At 54.0% G+C, this 25,162-nt stretch carries 20 protein-coding genes and 5 tRNA genes; 3 read left to right on the top strand and 22 right to left on the bottom strand.

The window, feature by feature from the left end:
• Nucleotides 1-63: 63 nt before the first annotated feature.
• From rpoB to URZ40_RS18035, 12 genes are all read right to left on the bottom strand, one after another.
• Complete coding sequence (gene rpoB, locus URZ40_RS17980) at nt 64-4,092, bottom strand: DNA-directed RNA polymerase subunit beta (protein ID WP_061096566.1); 4,029 nt, start codon at nt 4,090-4,092, stop codon at nt 64-66.
• Nucleotides 4,093-4,411: 319 nt separating this feature from the next.
• On the bottom strand, nt 4,412-4,777 hold the full coding sequence (rplL, locus tag URZ40_RS17985; protein WP_002445276.1) for a 50S ribosomal protein L7/L12: 366 nt from the start codon (nt 4,775-4,777) through the stop codon (nt 4,412-4,414).
• 66 nt (nt 4,778-4,843) lie between these two features.
• A complete protein-coding gene (gene rplJ / locus URZ40_RS17990; protein ID WP_003862338.1) occupies nt 4,844-5,341 on the bottom strand; it encodes a 50S ribosomal protein L10 in 498 nt (165 codons plus the stop codon).
• 289 nt (nt 5,342-5,630) lie between these two features.
• The gene (rplA, locus tag URZ40_RS17995) at nt 5,631-6,335 is read right to left on the bottom strand and encodes a 50S ribosomal protein L1 (protein WP_006810530.1); all 705 of its coding nucleotides are present in this window, start codon (nt 6,333-6,335) and stop codon (nt 5,631-5,633) included.
• Nucleotides 6,336-6,338: 3 nt separating this feature from the next.
• A complete protein-coding gene (gene rplK / locus URZ40_RS18000; RefSeq protein ID WP_008503452.1) occupies nt 6,339-6,767 on the bottom strand; it encodes a 50S ribosomal protein L11 in 429 nt (142 codons plus the stop codon).
• Between the two features lie 156 nt (nt 6,768-6,923).
• A complete protein-coding gene (gene nusG, locus URZ40_RS18005) occupies nt 6,924-7,469 on the bottom strand; it encodes a transcription termination/antitermination protein NusG (protein ID WP_003862341.1) in 546 nt (181 codons plus the stop codon).
• A 1-nt stretch (nt 7,470) separates the two neighbouring features.
• The gene (gene secE / locus URZ40_RS18010; protein WP_013094999.1) at nt 7,471-7,854 is read right to left on the bottom strand and encodes a preprotein translocase subunit SecE; all 384 of its coding nucleotides are present in this window, start codon (nt 7,852-7,854) and stop codon (nt 7,471-7,473) included.
• Between the two features lie 229 nt (nt 7,855-8,083).
• The gene (tuf, locus tag URZ40_RS18015; protein WP_023309456.1) at nt 8,084-9,268 is read right to left on the bottom strand and encodes an elongation factor Tu; all 1,185 of its coding nucleotides are present in this window, start codon (nt 9,266-9,268) and stop codon (nt 8,084-8,086) included.
• A 118-nt stretch (nt 9,269-9,386) separates the two neighbouring features.
• Nucleotides 9,387-9,462, bottom strand: a tRNA-Thr gene (locus tag URZ40_RS18020).
• A gap of 6 nt (nt 9,463-9,468) precedes the next feature.
• Nucleotides 9,469-9,543, bottom strand: a tRNA-Gly gene (locus URZ40_RS18025).
• 117 nt (nt 9,544-9,660) lie between these two features.
• Nucleotides 9,661-9,745 (bottom strand) — tRNA-Tyr (locus tag URZ40_RS18030).
• Nucleotides 9,746-9,753: 8 nt separating this feature from the next.
• Nucleotides 9,754-9,829, bottom strand: a tRNA-Thr gene (locus URZ40_RS18035).
• Nucleotides 9,830-10,146: 317 nt separating this feature from the next.
• On the opposite strand from URZ40_RS18035, the gene coaA reads away from it, so the two are divergent.
• Nucleotides 10,147-11,097, top strand: a complete 951-nt coding sequence (gene coaA / locus URZ40_RS18040; RefSeq protein WP_316380449.1) for a type I pantothenate kinase — start codon at nt 10,147-10,149, stop codon at nt 11,095-11,097.
• 44 nt (nt 11,098-11,141) lie between these two features.
• Here coaA and dppF read toward each other — a convergent pair whose 3' ends face one another.
• From dppF to URZ40_RS18085, 9 genes are all read right to left on the bottom strand, one after another.
• Entirely contained in the window at nt 11,142-12,155 is a 1,014-nt protein-coding gene (gene dppF, locus URZ40_RS18045; protein ID WP_116343104.1) for a dipeptide ABC transporter ATP-binding subunit DppF, read from the bottom strand.
• Nucleotides 12,152-13,135, bottom strand: a complete 984-nt coding sequence (gene dppD, locus URZ40_RS18050; RefSeq protein ID WP_008502772.1) for a dipeptide ABC transporter ATP-binding protein — start codon at nt 13,133-13,135, stop codon at nt 12,152-12,154. The genes dppF and dppD overlap by 4 nt, the downstream gene beginning before the upstream one ends.
• A 10-nt stretch (nt 13,136-13,145) precedes the next feature.
• Nucleotides 13,146-14,048 carry a dipeptide ABC transporter permease DppC gene (gene dppC / locus URZ40_RS18055; RefSeq protein ID WP_233003603.1) on the bottom strand — a complete coding sequence of 301 codons (903 nt, stop codon included), beginning with the start codon at nt 14,046-14,048 and terminating at the stop codon, nt 13,146-13,148.
• Between the two features lie 9 nt (nt 14,049-14,057).
• Entirely contained in the window at nt 14,058-15,077 is a 1,020-nt protein-coding gene (dppB, locus tag URZ40_RS18060; RefSeq protein ID WP_028015092.1) for a dipeptide ABC transporter permease DppB, read from the bottom strand.
• A 161-nt stretch (nt 15,078-15,238) separates the two neighbouring features.
• Nucleotides 15,239-16,846: a dipeptide ABC transporter periplasmic-binding protein DppA gene (dppA, locus tag URZ40_RS18065; RefSeq protein WP_080329898.1), complete on the bottom strand. Its 1,608-nt coding sequence runs from the start codon at nt 16,844-16,846 to the stop codon at nt 15,239-15,241.
• 620 nt (nt 16,847-17,466) lie between these two features.
• Nucleotides 17,467-17,543, bottom strand: a tRNA-Pro gene (locus URZ40_RS18070).
• 91 nt (nt 17,544-17,634) lie between these two features.
• On the bottom strand, nt 17,635-19,329 hold the full coding sequence (gene eptB / locus URZ40_RS18075) for a kdo(2)-lipid A phosphoethanolamine 7''-transferase (protein ID WP_116343100.1): 1,695 nt from the start codon (nt 19,327-19,329) through the stop codon (nt 17,635-17,637).
• A 237-nt stretch (nt 19,330-19,566) separates the two neighbouring features.
• On the bottom strand, nt 19,567-20,769 hold the full coding sequence (locus tag URZ40_RS18080; protein WP_320720949.1) for an MFS transporter: 1,203 nt from the start codon (nt 20,767-20,769) through the stop codon (nt 19,567-19,569).
• A 238-nt stretch (nt 20,770-21,007) separates the two neighbouring features.
• Nucleotides 21,008-21,706 (bottom strand): autotransporter domain-containing protein, encoded by a 699-nt coding sequence (locus tag URZ40_RS18085; RefSeq protein ID WP_116343085.1) that lies wholly within the window; start codon nt 21,704-21,706, stop codon nt 21,008-21,010.
• 162 nt (nt 21,707-21,868) lie between these two features.
• On the opposite strand from URZ40_RS18085, the gene tag reads away from it, so the two are divergent.
• The gene (tag, locus tag URZ40_RS18090; RefSeq protein ID WP_116343083.1) at nt 21,869-22,450 is read left to right on the top strand and encodes a DNA-3-methyladenine glycosylase I; all 582 of its coding nucleotides are present in this window, start codon (nt 21,869-21,871) and stop codon (nt 22,448-22,450) included.
• Nucleotides 22,428-22,874 carry an N-acetyltransferase gene (locus tag URZ40_RS18095; RefSeq protein ID WP_320720950.1) on the top strand — a complete coding sequence of 149 codons (447 nt, stop codon included), beginning with the start codon at nt 22,428-22,430 and terminating at the stop codon, nt 22,872-22,874. Before tag ends, URZ40_RS18095 begins: the two co-directional genes overlap by 23 nt.
• Here URZ40_RS18095 and URZ40_RS18100 read toward each other — a convergent pair.
• Nucleotides 22,837-25,116, bottom strand: coding sequence for a molybdopterin guanine dinucleotide-containing S/N-oxide reductase (locus URZ40_RS18100; RefSeq protein ID WP_239508643.1), 2,280 nt, complete (start codon nt 25,114-25,116; stop codon nt 22,837-22,839). The two genes, URZ40_RS18095 and URZ40_RS18100, sit on opposite strands and share 38 nt — an antisense overlap.
• Nucleotides 25,117-25,162 lie beyond the last annotated feature (46 nt).

Raw genomic sequence — 25,162 nt, forward strand, 5'->3', positions numbered from 1 at the left:
TCGGAGTTAGCACACTCTGCTGTCGGGCGTTAACCCGACAGCAGTGACCTGTTTGAGCGAGAATTACTCGTCTTCCAGTTCGATGTTGATACCCAGCGAACGAATCTCTTTCAACAGTACGTTGAAGGATTCTGGCATGCCCGGCTCCATCTGATGGTTGCCGTCCACGATGTTTTTATACATCTTGGTACGACCGTTCACGTCATCAGACTTAACGGTGAGCATTTCCTGCAGGGTGTATGCCGCGCCGTATGCTTCCAGCGCCCACACTTCCATCTCCCCGAAGCGCTGACCACCGAACTGTGCCTTACCACCCAGCGGCTGCTGAGTAACCAGGCTGTAAGAACCGGTAGAACGAGCGTGCATCTTGTCGTCGACCAGGTGGTTCAGTTTCAGCATGTACATGTAACCAACGGTTACTGGACGCTCAAACTGTTCACCGGTACGGCCGTCAAACAGCGTAATCTGACCAGACGTTGGCAGACCACCCAGTTGCAGCAGCTCTTTAATTTCAGCTTCTTTTGCACCGTCGAATACCGGCGTTGCAATTGGCATACCTTTGCGCAGGTTCTCTGCCAGACGCAGCACTTCTTCATCGCTGAAGGTGTTCAGGTCGACTTTCTGACGCACATCGGTACCCAGATCGTAGGCACGCTGGATGAATTCGCGCAGTTTCGCGACTTCCTGCTGCTGTTTCAGCATGGCGTTGATCTTGTCGCCAATACCTTTCGCAGCCATACCCAGGTGGGTTTCCAGAATCTGACCGATGTTCATACGAGACGGTACGCCCAGTGGGTTCAGTACGATATCTACCGGCGTACCGTTAGCATCGTGCGGCATATCTTCGATCGGGTTGATCTTAGAGATAACACCCTTGTTACCGTGACGACCTGCCATCTTATCACCAGGCTGGATCTGACGTTTAACGGCCAGATACACCTTAACAATCTTCAGCACGCCTGGTGCCAGATCGTCGCCCTGAGTGATTTTGCGGCGTTTCGCTTCGAGTTTTTTCTCGAACTCGTGTTTCAGTTCGTCATACTGCTCAGCCAGCTGTTCCAGCTGATTTTGTTTCTCTTCGTCGGTCAGGCCCAGTTCCAGCCAGCGATCGCGTGGCAGTTTGTCGAGCTTCTCAGCTTCAACACCACCGGCAACCAGCACCGCATAAATACGGCTGAACAGACCCGCTTCGAGGATCTGCAGTTCTTCAGACAGGTCTTTCTTAGCCTGCTTGAGCTGCATCTCTTCGATTTCCAGCGCACGCTTATCTTTCTCAACGCCATCACGAGTGAAGACCTGAACGTCGATAACCGTACCGGAAACACCGTTTGGTACGCGCAGAGAAGAGTCTTTAACGTCAGACGCTTTCTCACCGAAGATTGCACGCAGCAGTTTCTCTTCTGGCGTCAGCTGGGTTTCACCTTTCGGCGTAACCTTACCAACCAGAATGTCGCCGCCGGTCACTTCCGCACCGATGTAAACAATACCGGATTCATCCAGTTTGGAGAGCGCAGCTTCACCCACGTTAGGGATGTCGGCAGTGATCTCTTCTGGCCCCAGCTTGGTGTCACGGGACACACAGGCCAGTTCCTGAATGTGGATGGTGGTGAAACGATCTTCCTGAACCACACGCTCGGAGACGAGGATGGAGTCTTCGAAGTTGTAACCGTTCCACGGCATGAACGCTACGCGCATGTTCTGACCGAGCGCCAGTTCACCGAGGTCGGTGGACGGACCGTCTGCCAGCACGTCGCCGCGCTCAACTGGCTCACCCAGAGATACGCAAGGCATCTGGTTGATACAGGTGTTCTGGTTAGAACGGGTGTATTTGGTCAGGTTGTAGATGTCGATACCCGCTTCGCCCGGATACATCTCGTCTTCGTTAACTTTGATAACGATACGGGATGCGTCGACGTACTGAACGGTACCGCCACGCTTAGCAACTGCAGTAACACCGGAGTCAACGGCAACAGCACGTTCCATACCGGTACCAACCAGCGGCTTATCAGCACGCAGAGTTGGAACGGCCTGACGTTGCATGTTCGCACCCATCAATGCACGGTTGGCGTCATCGTGTTCCAGGAACGGGATCAGGGACGCACCGACGGATACCACCTGCTGGGTGGAAACGTCCATGTAGTCAACCTGGTCGCGGCTGAACAAGCTGGATTCGCCTTTGCTACGGCAGGTAACCAAATCTTCTACAAAGTGGCCTTCGTCATCCAGGTTGGAGTTCGCCTGAGCGATAACGTAGTTGCCTTCTTCGATAGCAGACAGGTAGTGAATTTCGTCGGTAACAACACCGTCAGTCACTTTACGGTACGGGGTCTCGAGGAAACCGTATTCGTTCGTCTGTGCGTAAACGGACAGGGAGTTGATCAGACCGATGTTTGGACCTTCAGGCGTTTCGATTGGACATACGCGACCGTAGTGCGTCGGGTGTACGTCTCGAACTTCGAAGCCTGCACGTTCACGGGTCAGACCGCCCGGGCCGAGTGCGGAGATACGACGTTTGTGCGTAATCTCAGACAGCGGGTTGTTCTGGTCCATGAACTGAGACAGCTGGCTGGAACCGAAGAACTCTTTCACTGCTGCAGAAATCGGCTTGGCGTTGATCATATCCTGAGGCATCAGGGTATCCAGATCACCCAGAGACAGACGCTCTTTCACCGCACGCTCTACACGTACCAGGCCAACGCGGAACTGGTTTTCCGCCATTTCGCCTACGGAGCGGATACGACGGTTGCCGAGGTGGTCGATATCGTCCACTTCGCCTTTACCGTTACGGATATCGATGAGCTTCTTCATCACTTCGATGATGTCGTCTTTGCTCAGGATACCGGAACCTTCGATTTCATCGCGCAGCAGAGAACGGTTGAACTTCATACGACCTACCGCGGACAGATCGTAGCGGTCTTCGGAGAAGAACAGGTTCTCGAACAGGCTTTCAGCCGCTTCGCGAGTTGGTGGCTCACCAGGACGCATCATGCGGTAGATTTCGACCAGCGCGCTCAGACGATCGGTCGTTGGGTCGACGCGTACAGTCTCAGAGATGTACGGACCGTGGTCCAGATCGTTGGTGAACAGCGTTTCGATACGTTTGTGGCCAGACTGGCTCAGCTTAGCCAGCAGATCCAGGCTCAGCTCCATGTTAGCCGGGCAGATCAGCTCGCCAGTTGATTCATCAACGTAATCTTTCGCGGCTACTTTTCCTGCAATGTATTCAACCGGAACTTCGATGTGTTTGATATCATCTTTTTCCAGCTGGCGGATGTGGCGCGCGGTGATACGGCGACCTTTTTCCACATACACTTTGCCGTCGGCTTCGATGTCGAACGACGCGGTCTCACCACGCAGACGTTCCGGCACCAGCTCCATCTGCAGCTTGTTGTCGCGGATTTCAAAGATCACTTTCTCAAAGAACAGGTCCAGGATCTGCTCAGTGGTATAGTTCAGTGCACGCAGAATGATGGTTGCAGGCAGTTTACGACGACGGTCGATACGGACAAACAGGTTGTCTTTTGGATCGAACTCGAAGTCCAGCCATGAACCACGGTAAGGAATGATGCGTGCGTTATACAGTACTTTACCGGAAGAGTGTGTTTTACCTTTATCACTGTCGAAGAAGACGCCCGGGCTACGATGCAGCTGGGAAACGATAACACGCTCAGTACCGTTGATGACGAAAGTACCGTTGTCTGTCATGAGTGGAATCTCACCCATGTAGACTTCTTGTTCTTTAATGTCTTTTACGGTGCCTTCCGGCGCTTCGCGCTCGTAGATCACCAGACGCAGTTTTACGCGCAGCGGTGCGGAATAGGTCACGCCACGGATCTGACATTCCTGAACGTCAAACACCGGTTCGCCAAGGCGGTAGCTGACGTACTGCAGCTCGGAGTTACCGCTGTAGCTCTGAATCGGGAACACGGAACGGAAGGCTGCTTCCAGACCGTACTGCCCTTCAGGATCTTGCTCGATAAACTTCTGGAACGAGTCAAGCTGGATAGAAAGGAGATATGGAATGTCCAGAACTTGTGGACGTTTACCAAAATCCTTACGAATACGTTTTTTCTCGGTATAGGAGTAAACCATAGGGTTCCTCAGCTCGCTGACAAGTCGACCCATCTGTCCGACGAAGGGACAGTTTGTGCAACACCATTTTGTGGACCGGAAAATTGAATACTTTCCGCAATACCTGTTGCTATCACGCTTAAACCATTTCATTGCGATTTACACAGAGCGAGCACCCTGTCGCAGTATATTAAGTCGTCGATAGAAACAAGCATTGTCAGGACAATCAGCAGTCAAACAGTGTGAAATGCTACTGATGCCTTACAGCGCAAAAAGGCTGGTGACTAAAAAGTCACCAGCCATCAGCCTAATTGCTTAGGCTGCAACCAGAAAAGTTGGCTTATTTAACTTCAACTTCAGCGCCAGCTTCTTCCAGAGATTTTTTCAGTGCTTCTGCGTCGTCTTTGCTCACGCCTTCTTTCAGCGCAGCTGGAGCAGATTCTACCAGGTCTTTAGCTTCTTTCAGACCCAGGCCAGTTGCGCCACGTACTGCTTTGATAACAGCAACTTTGTTCGCGCCAGCAGCTTTCAGAATTACGTCGAATTCAGTTTTTTCTTCAGCAGCTTCAGCCGGGCCAGCAGCTACAGCTACAGCAGCAGCAGCAGAAACACCGAATTTTTCTTCCATTGCAGAAACCAGCTCTACAACGTCCATTACGGACATAGCTGCTACTGCTTCAATGATTTGATCTTTAGTGATAGACATTTAAATTGTTCCTGAAAATCAGAATAAGTTTATACGTAAGCAAATGCTTTATAAAGATAACTGCAATTAAGCAGCTTCTTTCGCATCGCGTACAGCAGCCAGAGTGCGAACCAGTTTGCCAGCCGCAGCTTCTTTCATGGTTGCCATCAGGCGTGCAATTGCTTCTTCGTAGGTCGGCAGGGTTGCCAGGCGATCGATTTGCGATGCCGGGATCAACTCACCTTCAAAGGCTGCAGCTTTGACCTCAAATTTTGCATTCGCTTTCGCGAACTCTTTGAACAGACGAGCAGCAGCGCCCGGGTGTTCCATAGAGTATGCAATCAGGGTCGGACCAACAAACGTGTCTTTCAGGCACTCGAACTGAGTACCTTCAACTACGCGGCGCAGCAGGGTGTTACGAACAACACGCATGTATACGCCAGCTTCACGACCTGCTTTACGCAGTTCAGTCATTTTGTCTACAGTAACGCCACGGGAATCCGCAACTACTGCAGACAGCGCGCCTTTGGCTACTTCGCTGACTTCAGCAACAATCGCTTGTTTGTCTTGAAGATTTAAAGCCATTAGCTTTGCTCCTGGATGTTTGCCGGAACTCATGTTCCGGAACTCACTTCACTCTTCCCAACGGGAAGAGCGTCTTAATACGGTGAGCAGAAACAAGCCAGAGTATTAAAAATAATCTTAGCGTTCTGTCACCGTCTACGCAGGGGATTAAGTCTCTTTCGAGACACCTGCGGTCTTCGACGGAGGCCTGGATAGGCCAGGCTCCAACGAACAATTCTTTTAGCCACTAACTTTCGTTAGCAAACGTGGGGGTAAGATTGTAGACAAAATCACCGCCCACGTAAAGGCATTAGTTTGCAGCAGCGCTCAGGCCAGCCTGGTCAACTGCAACACCTGCACCCATAGTGGTGGAGATGCTAACTTTCTTGATGTACACGCCTTTCGCCTGAGTTGGTTTTGCTTTTTTCAGCGCAACCAGCAGAGCTTCCAGGTTTTCTTTCAGTTTGTCAGCGTCAAAATCCACTTTACCGATGGTGGTGTGGATGATGCCGTTTTTGTCGTTACGATAACGAACCTGACCCGCTTTAGCGTTCTTAACCGCTTCAGCAACGTTAGGAGTTACAGTACCAACTTTCGGGTTTGGCATCAGGCCGCGTGGACCCAGAACCTGGCCCAGCTGGCCAACAACGCGCATTGCATCTGGAGATGCGATAACAACGTCAAAGTTCATTTCGCCTTTCTTGATCTGATCAGCCAGATCTTCCATACCTACCAGTTCAGCACCGGCAGCTTTAGCAGCTTCAGCGTTTGCACCCTGAGCAAATACAGCTACGCGAACGGAACGGCCAGTACCGTGTGGCAGTACAGTTGCGCCACGAACGTTCTGATCGGATTTACGAGCGTCGATGCCCAGGTTAACGGCAACGTCAACGCTTTCAACGAACTTAGCAGTTGCCAGTTCTTTCAGTAGAGCGATAGCTTCGTTGATGTCGTACTGTTTGGTCGCATCAACTTTGTCACGGATCACGGACATGCGCTTGGTCAGTTTAGCCATTTCTTAGTCCTCCACTACCAGGCCCATGGAACGTGCAGTACCTTCGATGGAGCGAGTCATCGCTTCAATGTCGGCACCAGTCATGTCGGCAGCTTTGGTCTGCGCGATTTCCTGCAGCTGAGCGCGGGAAATTTTACCCACTTTGTCTTTGTTCGGTTTACCGGAACCAGACTTGATACCAGCCGCTTTCTTCAGCAGAACTGCTGCTGGAGGGGTTTTGGTAACGAAAGTGAAAGAACGGTCAGCGTAAACAGTGATTACGACTGGGATTGGCAGACCTTTTTCCAGGGATTCAGTTTTTGCGTTGAACGCTTTACAGAATTCCATGATGTTCACACCCTGCTGACCCAGAGCTGGACCAACTGGTGGACTTGGGTTCGCCATACCAGCTGCAACCTGCAGCTTGACGTAGGCTTGTACTTTCTTAGCCATTCTAAAATCCTCTGATTGGGTAATAGCGCCTCAGGGAGGCTCCCCGTGAATAAAATTCGTTTTACGGGCCGAGACCCATAAAAACAAAAGGCGCGAAATTGTATTCCAATCCCGCGCCTTGTGCAACGATTAAATCGTCGCTTTTTTGATCGCTGCTTAGGCTTTTTCTACCTGGGCAAAGTCCAGTTCTACCGGGGTCGCACGACCGAAGATAGAAACAGAAACTTTCAGGCGGGACTTCTCGTAGTCCACTTCTTCAACCACGCCATTAAAGTCAGCAAACGGACCGTCATTAACACGAACCATTTCACCCGGTTCAAACAGCGTTTTCGGACGCGGCTTATCACCTACCTGCTGCAGGCGGTTCATAATCGCATCAACTTCTTTGTCGCTGATTGGCGCCGGACGGTCAGACGTGCCGCCGATAAAGCCCATCACGCGCGGTACGCTGCGCACCAGGTGCCAGCTCGCGTCGTTCATAACCATCTGAACCAGCACGTAACCCGGGAAGAATTTGCGCTCGCTTTTGCGACGCTGGCCGCCACGGATCTCAACCACTTCTTCGGTTGGAACCATAACTTCGCCAAACAACTCTTCCATGTTGTGTAATTTGATATGCTCACGCAGCGACGTGGCTACGCGGCCTTCAAAACCGGAAAACGCCTGAACGACGTACCAGCGCTTTTTAGGGGCTTCAGACATCTCAGAACCTCAGGCCAGTGATAAAGGATACCAGGCGAACCAGAATACCATCCAGTCCCCACAGGATCAGTGACATTACAGCGGTAACCGCCGCTACGATCAGCGTGGTGTGCAATGTTTCCTGGCGAGTCGGCCAAATTACCTTGCGGACTTCGGTACGCGCTTCGCGGGCAAAAGCGACAGTCGCTTTGCCTTTCGTCGTCAACAGCGCGACACCACCCGCTGCAGCAATCAGAATTACCACTGCAAGCGCGCGTAGCGGCAGCATAATGTCACGATAAAGGTAGTTGCCGACAATCGCTACGATCAGCAGAACGGCTACTACTACCCATTTCATCGCTTCCAGGCCGCGCCCGCTCCCTTGAGCTTCGGTATTCGCACTCATAAACCAACCTGTCAGAAGTATTCTACAAACATTTTCACCCCGCGATCGCGAGGCAAACCAAATCGAAATGCTAATTCGCTTTTCGGATTATACGCTCTCTGCAGAGCCTGTCTCAGCAATGATTATGACAAAAATAATCACTGATGAGCCAGGTTCTGGCGTGAAAGCGTGCAAAAAGGGCATCAAATGATGCCCTTTTATTGCGCATTGCGTCAAATGTTATCAGCAATTAGCCGAGAACTTTAGCAACCACGCCCGCGCCAACGGTACGGCCACCTTCACGGATTGCGAAACGCAGACCGTCGTCCATCGCGATTGGGTGGATCAGAGTCACAACCATCTTGATGTTGTCGCCTGGCATTACCATCTCTACGCCTTCTGGCAGTTCGATGGTACCGGTCACGTCAGTTGTACGGAAGTAGAACTGTGGACGGTAGCCTTTGAAGAACGGAGTATGACGGCCGCCTTCGTCTTTGGACAGGATGTACACTTCAGATTCGAACTTGGTGTGTGGCTTGATTGAGCCTGGCTTCGCCAGAACCTGACCACGTTCGATTTCTTCACGCTTGATACCACGCAGCAGAACACCAACGTTCTCACCAGCACGGCCTTCGTCCAGCAGTTTGCGGAACATTTCAACGCCAGTACAGGTAGACTTCGCAGTCTCTTTGATACCAACGATTTCAACTTCTTCACCAACTTTGATGATACCGCGCTCTACACGACCGGTAACAACGGTACCACGACCGGAGATGGAGAATACGTCTTCGATTGGCAGCAGGAATGGCTTGTCAATCGCACGCTCTGGTTCTGGGATGTAAGAATCCAGGAAGCCAGCCAGTTCGATGATTTTCGCTTCCCACTCTGCGTCGCCTTCCAGCGCTTTCAGCGCGGAACCACGAACGATTGGGGTGTCGTCGCCTGGGAAATCGTACTGAGACAGCAGTTCACGAACTTCCATCTCTACCAGTTCCAGCAGCTCTTCGTCATCAACCATGTCGCACTTGTTCAGGAACACGATGATGAAAGGAACGCCTACCTGACGACCCAGCAGGATGTGCTCACGGGTCTGAGGCATTGGGCCGTCAGTCGCAGCAACAACCAGGATCGCGCCGTCCATCTGCGCAGCACCGGTGATCATGTTTTTAACATAGTCGGCGTGGCCTGGGCAGTCTACGTGTGCGTAGTGGCGAGTCGGGGTGTCGTATTCAACGTGAGAGGTGTTGATGGTGATACCACGAGCTTTTTCTTCTGGTGCGTTATCGATCTGGTCGAATGCACGAGCAGAACCACCGTAGGTTTTTGCCAGAACGGTAGTGATTGCAGCGGTCAGCGTTGTTTTACCATGGTCAACGTGGCCGATAGTACCGACGTTAACGTGCGGTTTTGTACGTTCAAACTTTTCTTTAGACATCGATTGTCCCTCTAAGACACGGATAAATCGGTGATATCACCACATCAACCAGGCGAAATGCCCGAATTGTTGAATACAGTAAAATTGAAACAGAGAGAAACGGGAAGGAGAAGTGAAGTGGTGCTGATACCCAGAGTCGAACTGGGGACCTCACCCTTACCAAGGGTGCGCTCTACCAACTGAGCCATATCAGCACGTATTGGAGCGGGCAGCGGGAATCGAACCCGCATCATCAGCTTGGAAGGCTGAGGTAATAGCCATTATACGATGCCCGCATCCTGAAACTCGGCTACCCAGTTCTTTCTGTAACAAAAAAAGAGATTTCTCTCTTTTTCAGTTTGAGCTGGCTAATTTTTCCAACCAGCTCCGGCGGCATTTACGCTGCCAGAAAGTGGTGGTGGGGGAAGGATTCGAACCTTCGAAGTCTGTGACGGCAGATTTACAGTCTGCTCCCTTTGGCCGCTCGGGAACCCCACCGGACTTGATGGTGCCGACTACCGGAATCGAACTGGTGACCTACTGATTACAAGTCAGTTGCTCTACCTACTGAGCTAAGTCGGCATCAAGTAGCGCGCATTCTATGGATACCTGCGCGGTCATGCAACTAAAAATTTGCATAAAACGTTCTTTCGCTCACATTTTATGCGAACAGCGCACTAAGCGCTGTAAAAGTAGTCATCCACGGTCAAATAATCAACATGGAAGGGTGTTTTGCACGGTATACACCGTAGCGTGACGGCTTCCGCGTAACGCAGCGCTTTCCATCTTTTTTCTTATTATTCCCGCCATCTGGTGTTAACCTCCTGCCCATTGTCCAAAATTAACTGTGTGATGAGCCACGTCCCGGCAGCATAGCGCTGGCTCACTGAAGCATGCTTATGAGCAAAAAAGAGCAAACGTTAATGACGCCTTATCTTCACTTTAACCGCAGCCAGTGGGCTGCCCTGCGTGATTCCGTCCCTATGACGCTGACGGAAGGTGAAATCGCACGGTTAAAAGGGATAAACGAAGATCTGTCCCTGGAAGAGGTGGCAGAAATTTATCTCCCCCTCTCTCGCTTGCTTAACTTCTATATCAGCTCCAACCTGCGCCGTCAGGCGGTGCTGGAGCAGTTCCTCGGCACGAACGGTCAGCGCATTCCTTATATCATTAGCATTGCAGGCAGCGTGGCCGTGGGTAAAAGCACCACCGCACGCGTATTGCAGGCGTTATTGAGCCGCTGGCCGGAACACCGCAGCGTTGAGTTGATCACGACCGACGGCTTCCTGCACCCGAACGAAGTATTAAAAGAACGCGGGCTGATGAAGAAGAAGGGCTTCCCGCTCTCTTATGATATGCACCGTCTGGTGAAATTTGTCTCTGACCTGAAATCTGGCGTGCCTCACGTCACGGCGCCGGTCTATTCACACCTGATCTACGACCGCATCCCGGATGGGGATAAAACGGTAGTCCAGCCGGACATCCTGATTCTTGAAGGTTTGAACGTGCTGCAAAGCGGAATGGATTATCCACATGACCCGCATCATGTGTTCGTTTCGGATTTCGTCGATTTCTCTATCTATGTTGATGCGCCGGAAGATCTGCTGCAGAGCTGGTATATCAACCGCTTCCTGAAGTTCCGCGAAGGGGCATTCACCGACCCGGACTCCTATTTCCACCACTACGCCCAGCTTTCTGAAGAAGAAGCGATTAATGTGGCGACGGGGCTGTGGAATGAGATCAACTACGTGAACCTCAAAGAGAACATCCTGCCGACGCGCGAGCGTGCGAGCCTGATCCTCACCAAGAGCGAGAAGCACGCCGTCGACCAGATTCGCCTGCGGAAATAGTCAGGCAGACATAAAAAAACCGGCTTAACGCCGGTTTTTTTACTTTATGCATGGGGCTTCTCGCCGTTTTCATCCTGATCGACCGCGAAGCAGGCAACCAGCTGCCCGCCATACTCCTTCAGCTGCGGCTGGAGCTGGGTGCACGGGCCAAAGCGACGGCTGCACCGGGCGTTAAATGCACATCCCGGAGGTGGATTCAGCGGACTAGGCAGTTCACCCGTCAGCTTAATGCGCTCACGACGATCGTCCGGGTTCAGACGCGGCGTGGCAGACAGCAGCGCCTGGGTGTACGGGTGACGAGGGTTATTAAAGATCTGATCTTTGGTCCCCTTCTCCACGCAGCGCCCCAGATACATCACCATCACTTCGTCAGCGATGTGCTCCACCACCGACAGGTCGTGGGAGATGAACACGTAAGAGAGCCCCAGCTCCTGCTGGAGATCCATCATCAGGTTCAGCACCTGCGCGCGTACGGAGACGTCGAGCGCCGAAACCGGCTCATCGGCAATCACCACGTCCGGGTCAAGCATCAGACCGCGGGCAATAGCGATACGCTGACGCTGACCGCCGGAGAACATATGCGGGTAGCGATCGTAATGCTCGGTTTTGAGGCCGACCTTCGCCATCATCGCCAGGGCTTTTTCACGGCGTTGCTCTTTGCTCAGATTGCTGTTAATCAGCAGCGGCTCTTCCAGAATCTGTCCCACTTTTTTACGCGGGTTCAGAGAACCATACGGGTTCTGGAACACAATCTGGATTTTCTGGCGACGCAGCTTCTGCGCCTGCGGATCGTGCTTGAGCAGATCCTGCCCCTGGTAATAGAGCTCACCGCCGGTCGGCACTTCAATCATCGTCAGCAAACGACCGAGCGTGGACTTACCGCAGCCTGACTCCCCCACCACCGCCAGCGTTTTACCGCGTTCGAGGGTAAAGGATACGCCGTCCAGCGCCTTCACCAGGCGTTCAGGGGCAAAAATCCCCTTTTTAACCGGATAGTGTTTTTTCAGGTCGATGGCCTGCAACAGCGGCTGTTGCGTGGTGGCCTGTTGCGTACTCATAGTGTTGGCCTCCCGGCATCATCGAGTGGGTAGTGACATTTCGACTGGCGGCCGTCAGCAAGCTGGTTTAGCTCTGGCTCTTCCGCCCGGCACTTATCCGTCGCATACGGACAGCGCGGATTGAGCAGGCAGCCCTGCGGTCGGTCATATTTACCCGGAACGACGCCCGGCAGCGACGCCAGACGCGCTTTGTCCTGGGCAAACTCCGGCAGCGCACGCAGCAGCGCCTGCGTATACGGGTGACGCGGCGCGCGGAAGATGTCGTGCGAATTACCGGTCTCGACCACCTGGCCGGCATACATCACGATGATTTTGTGCGCGGCTTCGGCCACCAGCGCCAGATCGTGCGTAATCAGCACCAGCGCCATGTTCTCTTTCTGCTGCAGCTCCAGCAGCAGCTCGATGATTTGCGCCTGAATGGTCACATCCAGCGCCGTTGTCGGTTCATCCGCAATCAGCAGCTTTGGCCGACAGGCAATCGCCATGGCGATCATCACGCGCTGGCTCATCCCTCCGGAGAGCTGGTGCGGGTAAACGTCCAGGCGCGATGCCGGATCAGGGATACCGACCTGATTCAGCAGGTCGATCGCGCGCTGGCGACGGGTTTTCTTGTTACCGCCCTGGTGCACCTTAATCGCTTCCATAATCTGGAAACCGACCGTGTAGCACGGGTTCAGGCTGGTCATCGGGTCCTGGAAGATCATTGCCACTTCGGCGCCCACCAGTTGGCGGCGCTGTTTCTCAGAAATGCGCTTCAGGTCCTGACCGTTGAACTGCAGGTTTTCCGCCATCACGCGGCCTGGGTAATCAATCAGCCCCATGATCGCCAGTGAACTCACCGACTTACCGGAACCGGACTCCCCGACAATGCCAACCACTTCGCCCTGATTTACGCTGTAGCTGATGCGGTCCACGGCGCGAAACGGGGTGCCTTCGTCGCCGAAGTGCACCGATAATTTATCTACATTTAATAACGCCATCTCGTGCCTCTTACTGCTTCAGTTTGGGATCAAGCGCATCACGCAGACCATCACCCATCAGGTTAAATGCCAGCACCGTCAGCAGGATTGCCAGACCCGGGAAGGTGACAACCCACCAGGCGCTTTGTGCGAACTGCAACACGTCGGAGAGCATGGTGCCCCACTCCGGTGTTGGCGGCTGCGCACCCATGCCCAGGAAGCCAAGAGCGGCCATATCAAGAATGGCGTTAGAGAAACCGAGCGACGCCTGAACAATCAGCGGCGCAAGGCAGTTAGGGAAGATATTCACGAACATCTGGCGCATCGCACCCGCACCCGCCACGCGAGACGCGGTGACATAATCGCGGTTCACTTCCACCAGCACCGCCGCACGGGTTAAACGTACGTAGTGAGGGAGCGCCACGAAGGTCAGCGCAAGCGCGGCGTTACCGATCGACGGACCGAAGATCGCCACCAGCACCAGGGCCAGCAGCAGGCTTGGCAGCGCCAGCATGATGTCGACAATACGCATGATGATGTTATCAACGATGCCGCCGAAGTAACCGGCAACCAGACCGAGTACGATCCCCATAATCAGGGAGAGCACCACCACCAGGCAGCCAACCAGCAGCGACAGACGCGCGCCGTACATCAGACGCGACAGCACGTCGCGGCCCACATCATCGGTACCCAGCAGGTGCGCCAGGCTACCGCCGTCCTGCCAGGCAGGGGGAGCCAGCAGCGCATCGCGGAACTGATCCGCCGGGTTATACGGCGCAAGCACGTTTGCAAACACCGCAATCAGGATCATGATGGATACATACACCAGCCCGACTACCGCGCCTTTATTGCGCTTGAAGTAGTGCCAGAACTCCTGCAGCGGCGTCATCGGAACCGGTGCAGCAACAGCTTTGTTTTCAGAAACCTGTGACATGATGGCCCCTTACTTCTTATGACGAATACGCGGGTTCACCACGCCGTACAGCAAATCGACCAGCAGGTTGACGAGGATAATCATCGTCGCGACCAGCAGCACCCCGCCCTGCACCACCGGATAGTCGCGGCGTTGCAGCGCATCAATCAGCCAGCGTCCGAGGCCCGGCCAGGAGAAGATGGTTTCGGTCAGGATCGCCCCCGCCAGCAGCGTACCCACCTGGAGGCCGATAACGGTCACCACCGGCAGCATGGCGTTACGCAGCGCGTGGACAATGATGACGCGCATCCGGGTTAACCCTTTAGCGCGTGCGGTACGAATGTAATCCTCGCCCAGCACTTCCAGCATGGAGGAACGGGTCATACGCACGATCACTGCCAGAGGAATGGTGCCCAGCACCATGGCAGGCAGGATCATGTGCGCGACGGCATCAATGAAGTTGCCCTCCTCGCCCCAGATGGCCGTGTCGATCAGCATAAAGCCGGTTAACGGGTTGGTATCATCAAGGAAGACCATATCGCTGACGCGCCCGGAGACCGGCGTCAGGTTCAATTGCACCGAGACCAGCATGATCAGCATCATGCCCCACCAGAAGATAGGCATGGAGTAACCGGTCAGCGCCAGACCCACGGCGGTATGGTCGAAAATAGAGCCACGCTTAACGGCAGCCAGTACCCCAACAGGAATACCCACCGCAGTGGCAAAAATCATGGCGCAGATGCCAAGCTCCAGCGTCGCTTTAAAACGCGGCACGAACTCGTCCCACACCGGAAGACGGCTTTTTAACGAAATCCCCAAGTCACCGTGCATCACGCCCCAGATATAGTGGAGGTACTGCTGCCACATCGGCTTATCGAGGCCGAGTTCAGCCAGCAGCTGCGCATGACGTTCAGGGGAGATACCACGCTCGCCCGCCATAATCATTACCGGGTCGCCGGGGATCATATGAACGAAGGCAAAAGTGAGAAGGGTGATACCGATAAACGTCGGGATAACAAGTCCCAGACGTCGGAGGATGAACTGCAACATAACCCGGATTCTCTCTGATGACGCACGGCCAGTGGCGTGACGTCTGTATTGCTCACAAATGTAAATTCCCTCTCCCTTCGGGAGAGGGTTAGGGTGAGGGGATGCATGCACGCCCCTCACCCCTGCCCTCTCCCACAGGGAGAGGGAGAACACCCTACTTATTATTCAACCGATACGTTTTCGAAGTGGTGTTTGCCCAGTGGATCAACCACGTAGCCCTTCACTTCTTTACGCACTGGCTCATATACGGTGGAGTGAGCAACAATCAGCGCCGGAGCCTGATCGTGCATAACAACCTGAGCCTGCTTGTAGAGTTCAATACGTTTGTTGTGATCGTCGGTGGCACGCGCCGGCTGGATCAGGTCTTCAAACGGCTTGTAGCACCAGCGAGAGTAGTTAGAACCGTCTTTCGCCGCCGCGCAGCTGAACAGGGTAGCGAAGAAGTTGTCCGGATCCCCGTTGTCACCGGTCCAGCCCATCATCACCGCCTGGTGCTCACCCGCTTTGGCGCGCTTCAGATACTCGCCCCACTCGTAGGTCACAATCTTGGCCTGAACGCCAATCTTCGCCCAGTCAGCCTGAACCATTTCCGCCATACGGCGGGCGTTCGGGTTGTACGGACGCTGAACAGGCATCGCCCACAGCTCAACGGTAAAGCCTTTATCCTGACCCGCTTCTTTCAGCAGCGCTTTCGCTTTTTCAGGATCGTAGCTGTAGTCTTTAACGTCGTCGTTATAGCCCCACATGGTTGGCGGGATCAGGTTTTTGGCCGCAACGCCCGCGCCCTGGTAAACGGCTTTGATGATCGCTTCTTTGTTCACCGCGTAGGTCAGCGCCTGACGCACTTTCACGTCATCAAACGGTTTCTTCTCGGTGTTGAAGGAGAGATAGCCCACGTTCAGGCCCGCCTGCTCCAGCAGGTTGATGTTTTTATCCTGCTTCATGCGCGCGATGTCAGCCGGGTTCGGGTACGGCATAACCTGGCATTCGTTTTTCTGCAGTTTTGCATAACGAACGGACGCATCAGGCGTAATGGAGAAGACCAGACGGTCGATCTGCGGCTTGGTGCCCCAGTAGCCCGGGAAGGCTTTATACAGAATACGAGAGTCTTTCTGGTACTGCAGCAGCTGGAACGGACCGGTACCGATTGGGTTCAGGTCCACTTTTTCCGGCGTGCCGGCTTTCAGCATGTTATCCGCATACTCTTTAGAGAGAATAGAGGCGAAGTCCATGGCCAGGTCAGCCAGGAATGGCGCTTCCGGGCGCGTCAGTACGAACTGAACGGTTTTATCGTCCACTTTTTTCACTTCGGCGATCAGGTCCGGCAGACCCATCCCTTCGAAGTATTCGTAGCTGCCGCCAGACACTTTGTGGTATGGGTTCTGCGCGTTTTTCTGACGGTCGAAGGAGAACACAACGTCGTCGGCGTTAAAGTCGCGCGTTGGTTTGAATTCTTTGCTGTCCTGCCACTTCACGCCCTGGCGCAGGTGGAAGGTATAGGTTTTACCGTCTTCGCTGATGTCCCACTTCTCGGCCAGACCCGGAATCACTTCCGTGGTGCCGGTTTTGAATTCAACCAGACGGTTATAGATTGGTACAGAGCTTGCGTCGTAAGTCGTACCAGAGGTAAAGAGCTGTGGGTTAAAGCCTTCCGGCGAGCCTTCAGAACAGTAAACCAGGGTTTTTGCCTGTACGCTTGCTGCCACGGTCATAGCCACCAGGCTCAGACCAAGCTTCAGCATCCCTGACTTCTTCAAGGAAATACTCATTATTCTGCTCCAATGTGATGTTTTGCTTTGTTGTGTTACGCCGCCAGACCTTTATTTATTTTTTACCCGGTCCGGTCGGAGGTGCCCGAAGGCGTTAAAGGGATGGAGAATCCTTTCAGAAGAGCGTTTGAGTTGCAGCGCAGATCGTCCCTGAAATGCCCCTCATGCCCTACAATCTGTCAACAGAATGTGAAAACGTCAATACAGGTGACGGGGATTTGCGCTGAGTGTGAGAAACCGCAAACAAAGATTAAAAAAACCCTGAACGCCAGTTTTCAGCAGGGAAATTTATGCTACTCGCCAACTTGCAGCACAACTATCTTCATATTTCGCAACAATCAGTGATTAACTTTTATTCAGAATGGGTAAATTTTCTTGCAGAATGGTGATTATCTGAGCACTAAATACCGCGAACGTTAAAACGCACAGCGAAAAATGCTGAGGTTATCCATAAGCAACGCGAAAAAAGATCAATCTATATATAAAAAAATACAATGGATTATGTCACAAAATCGTTAACAGGCAGGGAGAAGCAGGTCTAAGGGGCGTTTTGGATACTCTGACAGGATAAGGTCATAATGCAAAAAGGGCTAACCTTGCGGTTAGCCCTTTTCAGAATGTGGTCGGCGAGAGAGGATTCGAACCTCCGACCCACTGGTCCCAAACCAGTTGCGCTACCAAGCTGCGCTACTCGCCGAATGCGGAGCGCATCTTACTGCTGAGGTACGCCCCCGTCAATCCCTTATTTTCAAAAAGCCATTCAACTGGCGATATTCTCGCCAGAGCTACTACTGCGCGGCTTTTGCGGTGTTATCAGGGAGTTTACACCAGTTGTTGTTTTCGTTAATCCCACCGTTTGGTGAGGTATAGCCGAGACAACCCATAATGGTGTCGTACAGCTCAACGTGACGGCGAGGTACCTTGATTTCTGCCTGCTGTTTCAGATGGGCAAACATTTTCGCCTTATCAGGGTTCTCCAGATACTTATCGGACATCCACATGATCATCGGCACGCGGAACTGCTCCGGCGGCGCCAGCTTGCGCGGCGTACCGTGCAGATGCTCTTTCTCGTTGATGGACTCACCGTGGTCTGCGGCGTAGATAACAATCGCTTTTTTATCACGCAGCTGGTCGATTACGCGGCTCAGGAACGTATCCACATACAGAACGGAGTTATCGTAGGCGTTGATCAGCTCCTGCTTGCTGCAGTCTTTATTAATGCCAACACACTCAGGTTTCCACTTCGCGAAATCACGGGTATAGCGCTGGTAATAGCTGTAGTGCGACCCTTTGGTATGAAGAATGACAAGATGCTTACCTTTCGGATGGTTCTTCAGAGATTGCGACATCTCTTCCAGCAGTAGCATGTCATCAACGTTTTTGCCCCGGTTACGCGGCTCGGCGCCAATCTGCTCACGGTACGCGATGTTATCTGCCAGCGTGTTGGTGTAGAACCACATCTCACTCTGCATGGCGAACAGGTCAGCGCTAAATCCAAGCTGCTTCAACACGGCAAAGACGTTTTGCTCTTTCAGCGTGCGCTGTGGGTTATCGCTTGCCCCGCCTTCACGCACAAACATACAGCGCAGCGAGAGCTTCGTTGCGGTATCGCAGGAGTAACCCCGATAGGCCACCAGGTTCTTTTCCTGCGCCAGTTTTGGCGTGGTATCGCGGTCATAGCCGAGAATACCCATATGATCCCAGCGCGTCGTTTCTCCGATAACAAAGACCACGTAAGTATCATCCAGTCCGTCAGCCGGCGCCTGATAGGTAAATTTTTTGGTCGGGTTCATCAAGGATTTCACATCGCTGGACTCGTCCGCCTGCGCCCAGGCATACAGGCCTAACGCTGACAGCCAGTTAGACGGCAAATAGGAGTTCGCCACTACGCCGCCATAGCTTGGCATATCCACGCCCGTCGCTTTTTCGATACGTTTTTGCTGTTTTTCCATCAAACGAATCGGCGCCCACACCAGCAGACCCGCCAGTAGAACGACGAGGACGTTGCGGATACGTTGCTCCCGCGTACGCAGCTGGCGTAACAGGGTATAGCGGCAGGTATTACTCCAGATAAAGAAGAGTGGTATCAGGCAGGTTAATACCGTCCAGACGATAAAGCCTTTTCCTACCACCTCTTTCGAGAGGTCGATATCCGTGGTCATCACCGAGGCAACGATGCCGTAGCCAATCACCACGTTCATGAATGTCATGTAATAGCTTGCAGCGGCGGAAATAATCACCACCAGCGAGGCCAGAATTTGCCAGGTACGTCGGCCAAAGAGCGAGAGCAGACGCAACAGGAAGAAGGTAGCGAGAACAGAGCCAAACACTTCAATCGCGGCAAAAATTCCATTTCTTACGGTGAGGTGTTCAAAATAACCTTCCACTCTTCTGAACAGCACCGCGCCATTCAGAAACAAACCGATATAGACAGCCAGCATCAGACATAATCTTTGCTGGGTAAGAGACCTAATATATTTCATGCAAACAACCCTGGGGGAAGGGGTATAAAGACCCGCCGAATCTCATCGAGAAAGCAGACAGAGTAAGTAGATGCGAGAGAAACCGTTATCAGAAACGTCCACAAGCGCGATAAGTAGACCACAGCGGGGAAAAAAAGTGGCAGCAGAGAGTGTGATCGATGAAGATTTTTACAAAATAACAGGTCAGGCAGCGATGCGGAGATAAAAAAAGAGGCCATGCGGCCTCTTTTCATCGAATCATGCGTGCGCTTCTTTATACACTTCACGCTGCGGCTGACGGATCGTCGTGGACAGCGCCAGCGAAATAATCAGCAGGGCAAAGATAACGCAGAAAGTGACATAGAACCCGCCAAACAGCGAGGCAATCAGCGAGCCGCAAATACTGCCGATACCGAAGCCGAGATAAATGACACCGTAGTTTTTCGCCAGGTTGTTCAGGCCAAAGAACTCGCTCACCAGCGACGGGAAGACGGTAATGGTGCCGCCGAAGTTAAAGGCCACGCAGGCAATCGCCGCAAAGAAGGTCGCTTCATTCAGTGGTGCAAACAGCAGTGCCGCCATTCCTACCAGCGAAACCACCTGCCCAATCGTAATCACGCGGATGCGGGCAATTTTGTCAGACAGAATACCGAGCACCAGGCGACCCGAGAGGTTGGCAATGGAGATGACCGTCACCGCATTCGCCGCCGTCGCGGCATCCAGTTTTACCATCCCTTGCGCGATATCTTTCGCCACACCGATAACATACAGACCGCTCATGCAGGCCGTCAGGAACATCACCGCCAGCATCCAGTACTGCGGCTTACGCATGGACTGCGCGAGGGTGAAATCGTTCTCTACCACGCCGTTAACGGATTTCACTTCCTGCTGCGGGGCATCTTTCATCAGCGTAGCGCCAAACAGGATCATCACCAGGACGATTGCGCCCCAGATCATAAACGTTTTTTCGAGGCCAACGGATGCCAGCAGTTGGGAGTCGATAAATTTAAAGCCGAGGCTGCCCAGGCCATAGGAGCCGATGGCGAACGCGGAGATTAAGCCTTTACGCTCCGGGAACCACTTCACGCAGTTCGACAGCGTCAGCAGGTAACCTGCACCGTCTGCCAGCCCCACCAGCACGCCGGCGCTCAGCCACAGCATCATCAGGTTGCTGGAATGCGCCGTCAGGAAAAAGCCCAGCCCCAGCAGTATGCCGGACGCCATGGTCACACGCTTCACGCCAAAACGCTCCTGCAGCTTGCCCGCGACGGAAGACGAAATCGCCAGACCCAGACTCAGCAGGCCGAAGGAGAACGCTACCTGGCTGACCGGGGCGTCGAGTTTGTCGGAAAGCGCGCTGTTAAACAGGCTCCAGGTATAGACCGATCCCAGCGCGAACTGGGTAACGATGGTGCCGAAGAGCGTGAGCCAGCGCGTACGGTTATAGGTTGATGTGTTCATGGCCGTTGTCCTGCAACAGAAATTAAGGGAATTCGCTGAGGACAACGATAAACAAAACCTTAATACCGATGGGGTAAAACGTCATGAAATGCAGGAAGAACGGAATGAAATGCCTGGAATCGGGAATGAATGACCTTGCCGGGGAAGAAAGCGATGGCAGGTTAGTGCCTGCTATCGCTGCAAAGCCTGTGGTCATTGTTTTTAAGATGTTATCGTAACGTTTAAAAAAGTAACAATACTAAAAATTCGCGCTCACCCCCAGGGTATAGAGAAACTCCTCACCAGTGGTGGTGCGTTCCCCCTGAGCCAGCGACGCATAGGCCGCCATGTGCGTATTAAACGGAATGTCTGTTCCCACGGTGACGTCCATCCAGTTACCACTTTGAACAGGGGCTGGCGTTTGAGGCATGCCAAACTGCGATTTCCACTGGTTTTCACCAAACTGCTGGTTATAGCTAATCTGTGCCCAGGGACGAAGATCGCCGTACTGGGTATTCACGCGCCAGCCTAGCGTACTCACGCTGGCATGCCAGAGCGGATCGGCGAGCGTCTGCGTCGTCGCGCTATCACCAAACTCATTGATCATCATCGGCGTAGAGCCGTCATACCGCCAGGCCATCACCGGACCGGTGGTTACCCGCGCCGAAACCGGAAAATTCCAGCCTACGCTCATCGCCGCTTCCGTTTTAGCACCAGATGGCAGAGCCAGGGCCAGCCCCGGCGAATTTTGGGAAGACTGAATTCGCTCAGCCAGAATATCCTCGTAACGCGGTTGGTGATCCGCGTCCCATGTATAGCGTTCAGCCGTATTATTTTGGGCGTCTGAAACGATATATTCCTGTTGCCAGGCAGACGCTGTATTACACAACAACAGGCAGGCTGAAATCCCCACCAGGCCAGAAGCGGCATGGCGACCACTGATTTTTTTTATCATCATCAAAGCGACCCCAGAGAGAGCCGAATTCGGCGATATTTGTCGTTATTCAGGAAGACTTGAGAGAGCATATGGCCCTGTATTAACTATTGTCTTTATAGTAAACACGTCAAGCCAGTCAGAACGAAATTTTTGCGAAATCAGTATCAATAAGGGAGAGGACGAATGGAACGTTGCGGTTGGGTTAGCCAGGATCAGCTTTATATCGACTATCACGATCGGGAATGGGGCATACCGGAGACGGATGGCAAAAAACTCTTTGAGATGATCTGCCTGGAGGGCCAGCAGGCAGGATTATCATGGATTACGGTACTGAAGAAACGCGAAAACTACCGCAACGCCTTCCACCAGTTCGATCCCGTTGCCGTCGCCGCCATGACCGAAGATGACGTAGAACGGCTGGTGCAGGATGCCGGTATCATCCGCCATCGCGGTAAAATCCAGGCCATCATCGGCAACGCCCGCGCCTGGCTGGCGATGGAACAAAACGGCGAACCGTTCTCAGCGTTTGTCTGGTCGTTCGTGAATAACGATCCGCAAATCACGCAGGCCGCCACGCTGGCGGAGATCCCGGCGTCCACGCCTGCGTCGGACGCGCTCTCTAAAGCGCTGAAAAAACGCGGCTTTAAGTTTGTCGGCTCCACCATCTGCTACGCCTTTATGCAGGCCTGTGGTCTGGTCAACGACCATGTCACCGGCTGCTTCTGTCATCCGGGGAGGCAACATGATCCGCAAATGGCAAAGTGAAAATGCCGATCCGCTCCTGAGCCTGTGGCTTGAAAGCACCACCGAGGCGCACCCGTTTATTAGCGCAAGCTACTGGCAAGAGAATGAAGCCATGGTGCGGGAGGTCTACCTGCCCGCGGCAGAAACCTGGGTGTGGGAAGAAGAAGGCGCGCCGCGCGGGTTTATCAGCGTCATACAGTCGCAGTTTGTGGGGGCGCTGTTCGTTACGCCTGCGTATATCGGGCACGGTATTGGACGCGCGCTGCTGAACCATGTTCAACAGCGCTTCCCGCACTTAAGCCTGGAGGTGTATCAGAAAAACGTCCGGGCGGTGAATTTCTATCATGCTCAGGGCTTTCGCATCGAAGACAGCGCCTGGCAAGATGATACTCAGCACCCGACGTGGATCATGAGCTGGCAGGCGGATCAAACGCCGTTAAGGTAAGCTCGGGCCCCTCATATTTCTCGACCCAGGCCAGCGCCGTGTTCCCCGCGCAACCGTTCCCCAGCTTCGAGCTGGGGAGATCTTTGGTCAGCACGTTAACCGCCCCGTTTTTACAGATACCGCCTTCGGCGGGCTCAAGGTCGGGCCATGCCCCCTGGTGAATACAGATCACGCCCGGCTTAATCCCGTCACTGACCACCGCTCCTGCCAGCACCTGTCCACGCGAGTTCCAGACGCGCACCACGTCGCCGTCTGCAATCCCGCGGGCTTTCGCGTCAAAAGTATTCAGCGTAATCGGCTCTCGCCCGGCAACCGCATACTGCTCACGCAGTGAGGTGTAGTTAAGCTGGCTGTGGAGACGATGCGCGGGATGAGCAGACAATATCTGGAGCTGTTCCGGCAGCGCATTGCCGTGCCACTCGTCCGGCTCCAGCCACGAAGGGTGTGGCGGACAATCGGCATAACCAAAGCTGGCGATGCGCTCGCTGTAGATCACAATCTTGCCGCTCTCCGTTTTCAGCGGATGGTTTTCCGGGTCCCGGCGGAAATCGGCGAAACGGACAAACCGGGCGTTCTGTTCGCTTTCCGGCATTTCGAGAATCTGGTTCGCCTCCCAGAACTCAGCAAATGGCGGAAGCGTCACGCCCTGCGCCGCACCGCGCTGCCCGGCGATCTGATAGAAACTCTCCAGCCACTGCAGGTCATTTTTCCCTTCGGTAAAGCGTTCGCGACCGCCCGCTTCCCACAGCTCGCTCAGTTCGGCAAATACGTCAAAATCATCACGCGCTTCATCACGCGGGGCCACAACGCGCTTCATCGGTACCATATGCTGGTTGCTGTAATCGCCGGTCATGGTGAGATCGTTACGTTCAAACGACGTGGTCGCCGGCAGCACGATATCGGCGTGTTTGGCCGAGGCGGTCCAGAAGCACTCGGAAATCACCACCAGCTCAGGCTTTTGCCAGGCGCGGATCAGGCGATTGGTATCCTGGTGGTGCGTAAAGTTCGCCCCGCCCGCCCACCAGACAAACTTAATGTCCGGGAAGTGGCGGTCCAGACCGTTGTGCTGATAAAAACCGCCCGGCTTTTCCAGGGCTTCAACGATCCGCGCCACCGGAATTTTATCCACGGCATCCACGCCGCCCTGCACCGAGCCTTGCAGGGACGCCAGCACCGCCGCTTTACGCGTTGGGTTACCGCCGTTCGCAAAATGATAGGAAAGACCAAAACCGCCCCCCGGCGTACCAATCTGTCCAAGCATTGCGGCAAGCGTCACCAGCATCCAGTGTTTCTGCTCGCCGAACTGCTGGCGCTGCATCCCCCAGCCGGACATTAACATCGTGGTGTTTTTATGGAACAGCCCCGCCAGTTCGCGGATTTTAGCCGCAGGAATGCCACAAATTTCTGCGGCCCACTCTGCCGTTTTCACTACCCCATCGGACTGGCCCGTCAGGTAGTCGGCGAATTTGTCGAAGCCAGAGGAGCAGCGGGCGAGGAAATCGCGGTCGTGCCAGCCGTTCTCCAACAGCGTATGGGCGATGCCCAGCATCATCGCCACGTCGGTGCCCATATGCGGAGCAATCCACTCGGCGCTGTCGCCGAAGAAATCCATGGTTTCAGAGCGCATCGGATCAATGCAGATGATGCGCTTGCCGCTTTTGCGCAGCGCGTCGAAATACCCAATCCCCTGCTCGTCGCTGGCATTCCAGGCAATTTTCAGCGTATTCAGCGGATTGGCGCTCCACAGCACCACCACGTCGGTGTGCTCCAGCACCAGCGGCCAGCTTGTCTGCTGCTGGTACACTTCGTTCCCCCCCACGACGTACGGCATGATCGCCTGCGCCGCGCCAGTGGAGTAATCACCCAGATGACCGGTATAGCCTCCTGCCAGGCTCATGTAGCGCTGCAGCAGCGTCGAGGCCTTGTGCAGCACGCCGTTCGAACGCCAGCCGTAAGAGCCGGCGAAAATGGATGACGGACCGTAGCTGTCGCGGATGCGCTTATGCTGGGCGTGGATCAGCGCCAGCGCGTCATCCCAGCTCACGCGAACAAACTCATCCTGACCACGGATCCCCTGCGGCTTGTCCGGCGAGGCCAGAAAACCTTTACGCACCATCGGCCAGCGCACGCGCGTTTTGCTGTGCACCTGATCGCGAACGACGGTCTGTAACGAGTTGGGATGTTGTGTTGGCAGTGCCCCACGGGACGACAGAACATTTTCGCCATCGGTTTCGACCAGCATCGGCCCCCAGTGGGCGGCGGTCAGAATGGTTTTTGTTGAGGTGCTC

Origin of the sequence: Enterobacter sp. 296B2, assembly GCF_034106185.1 — a bacterium.
GTDB lineage: Bacteria > Pseudomonadota > Gammaproteobacteria > Enterobacterales > Enterobacteriaceae > Enterobacter > Enterobacter cloacae_N.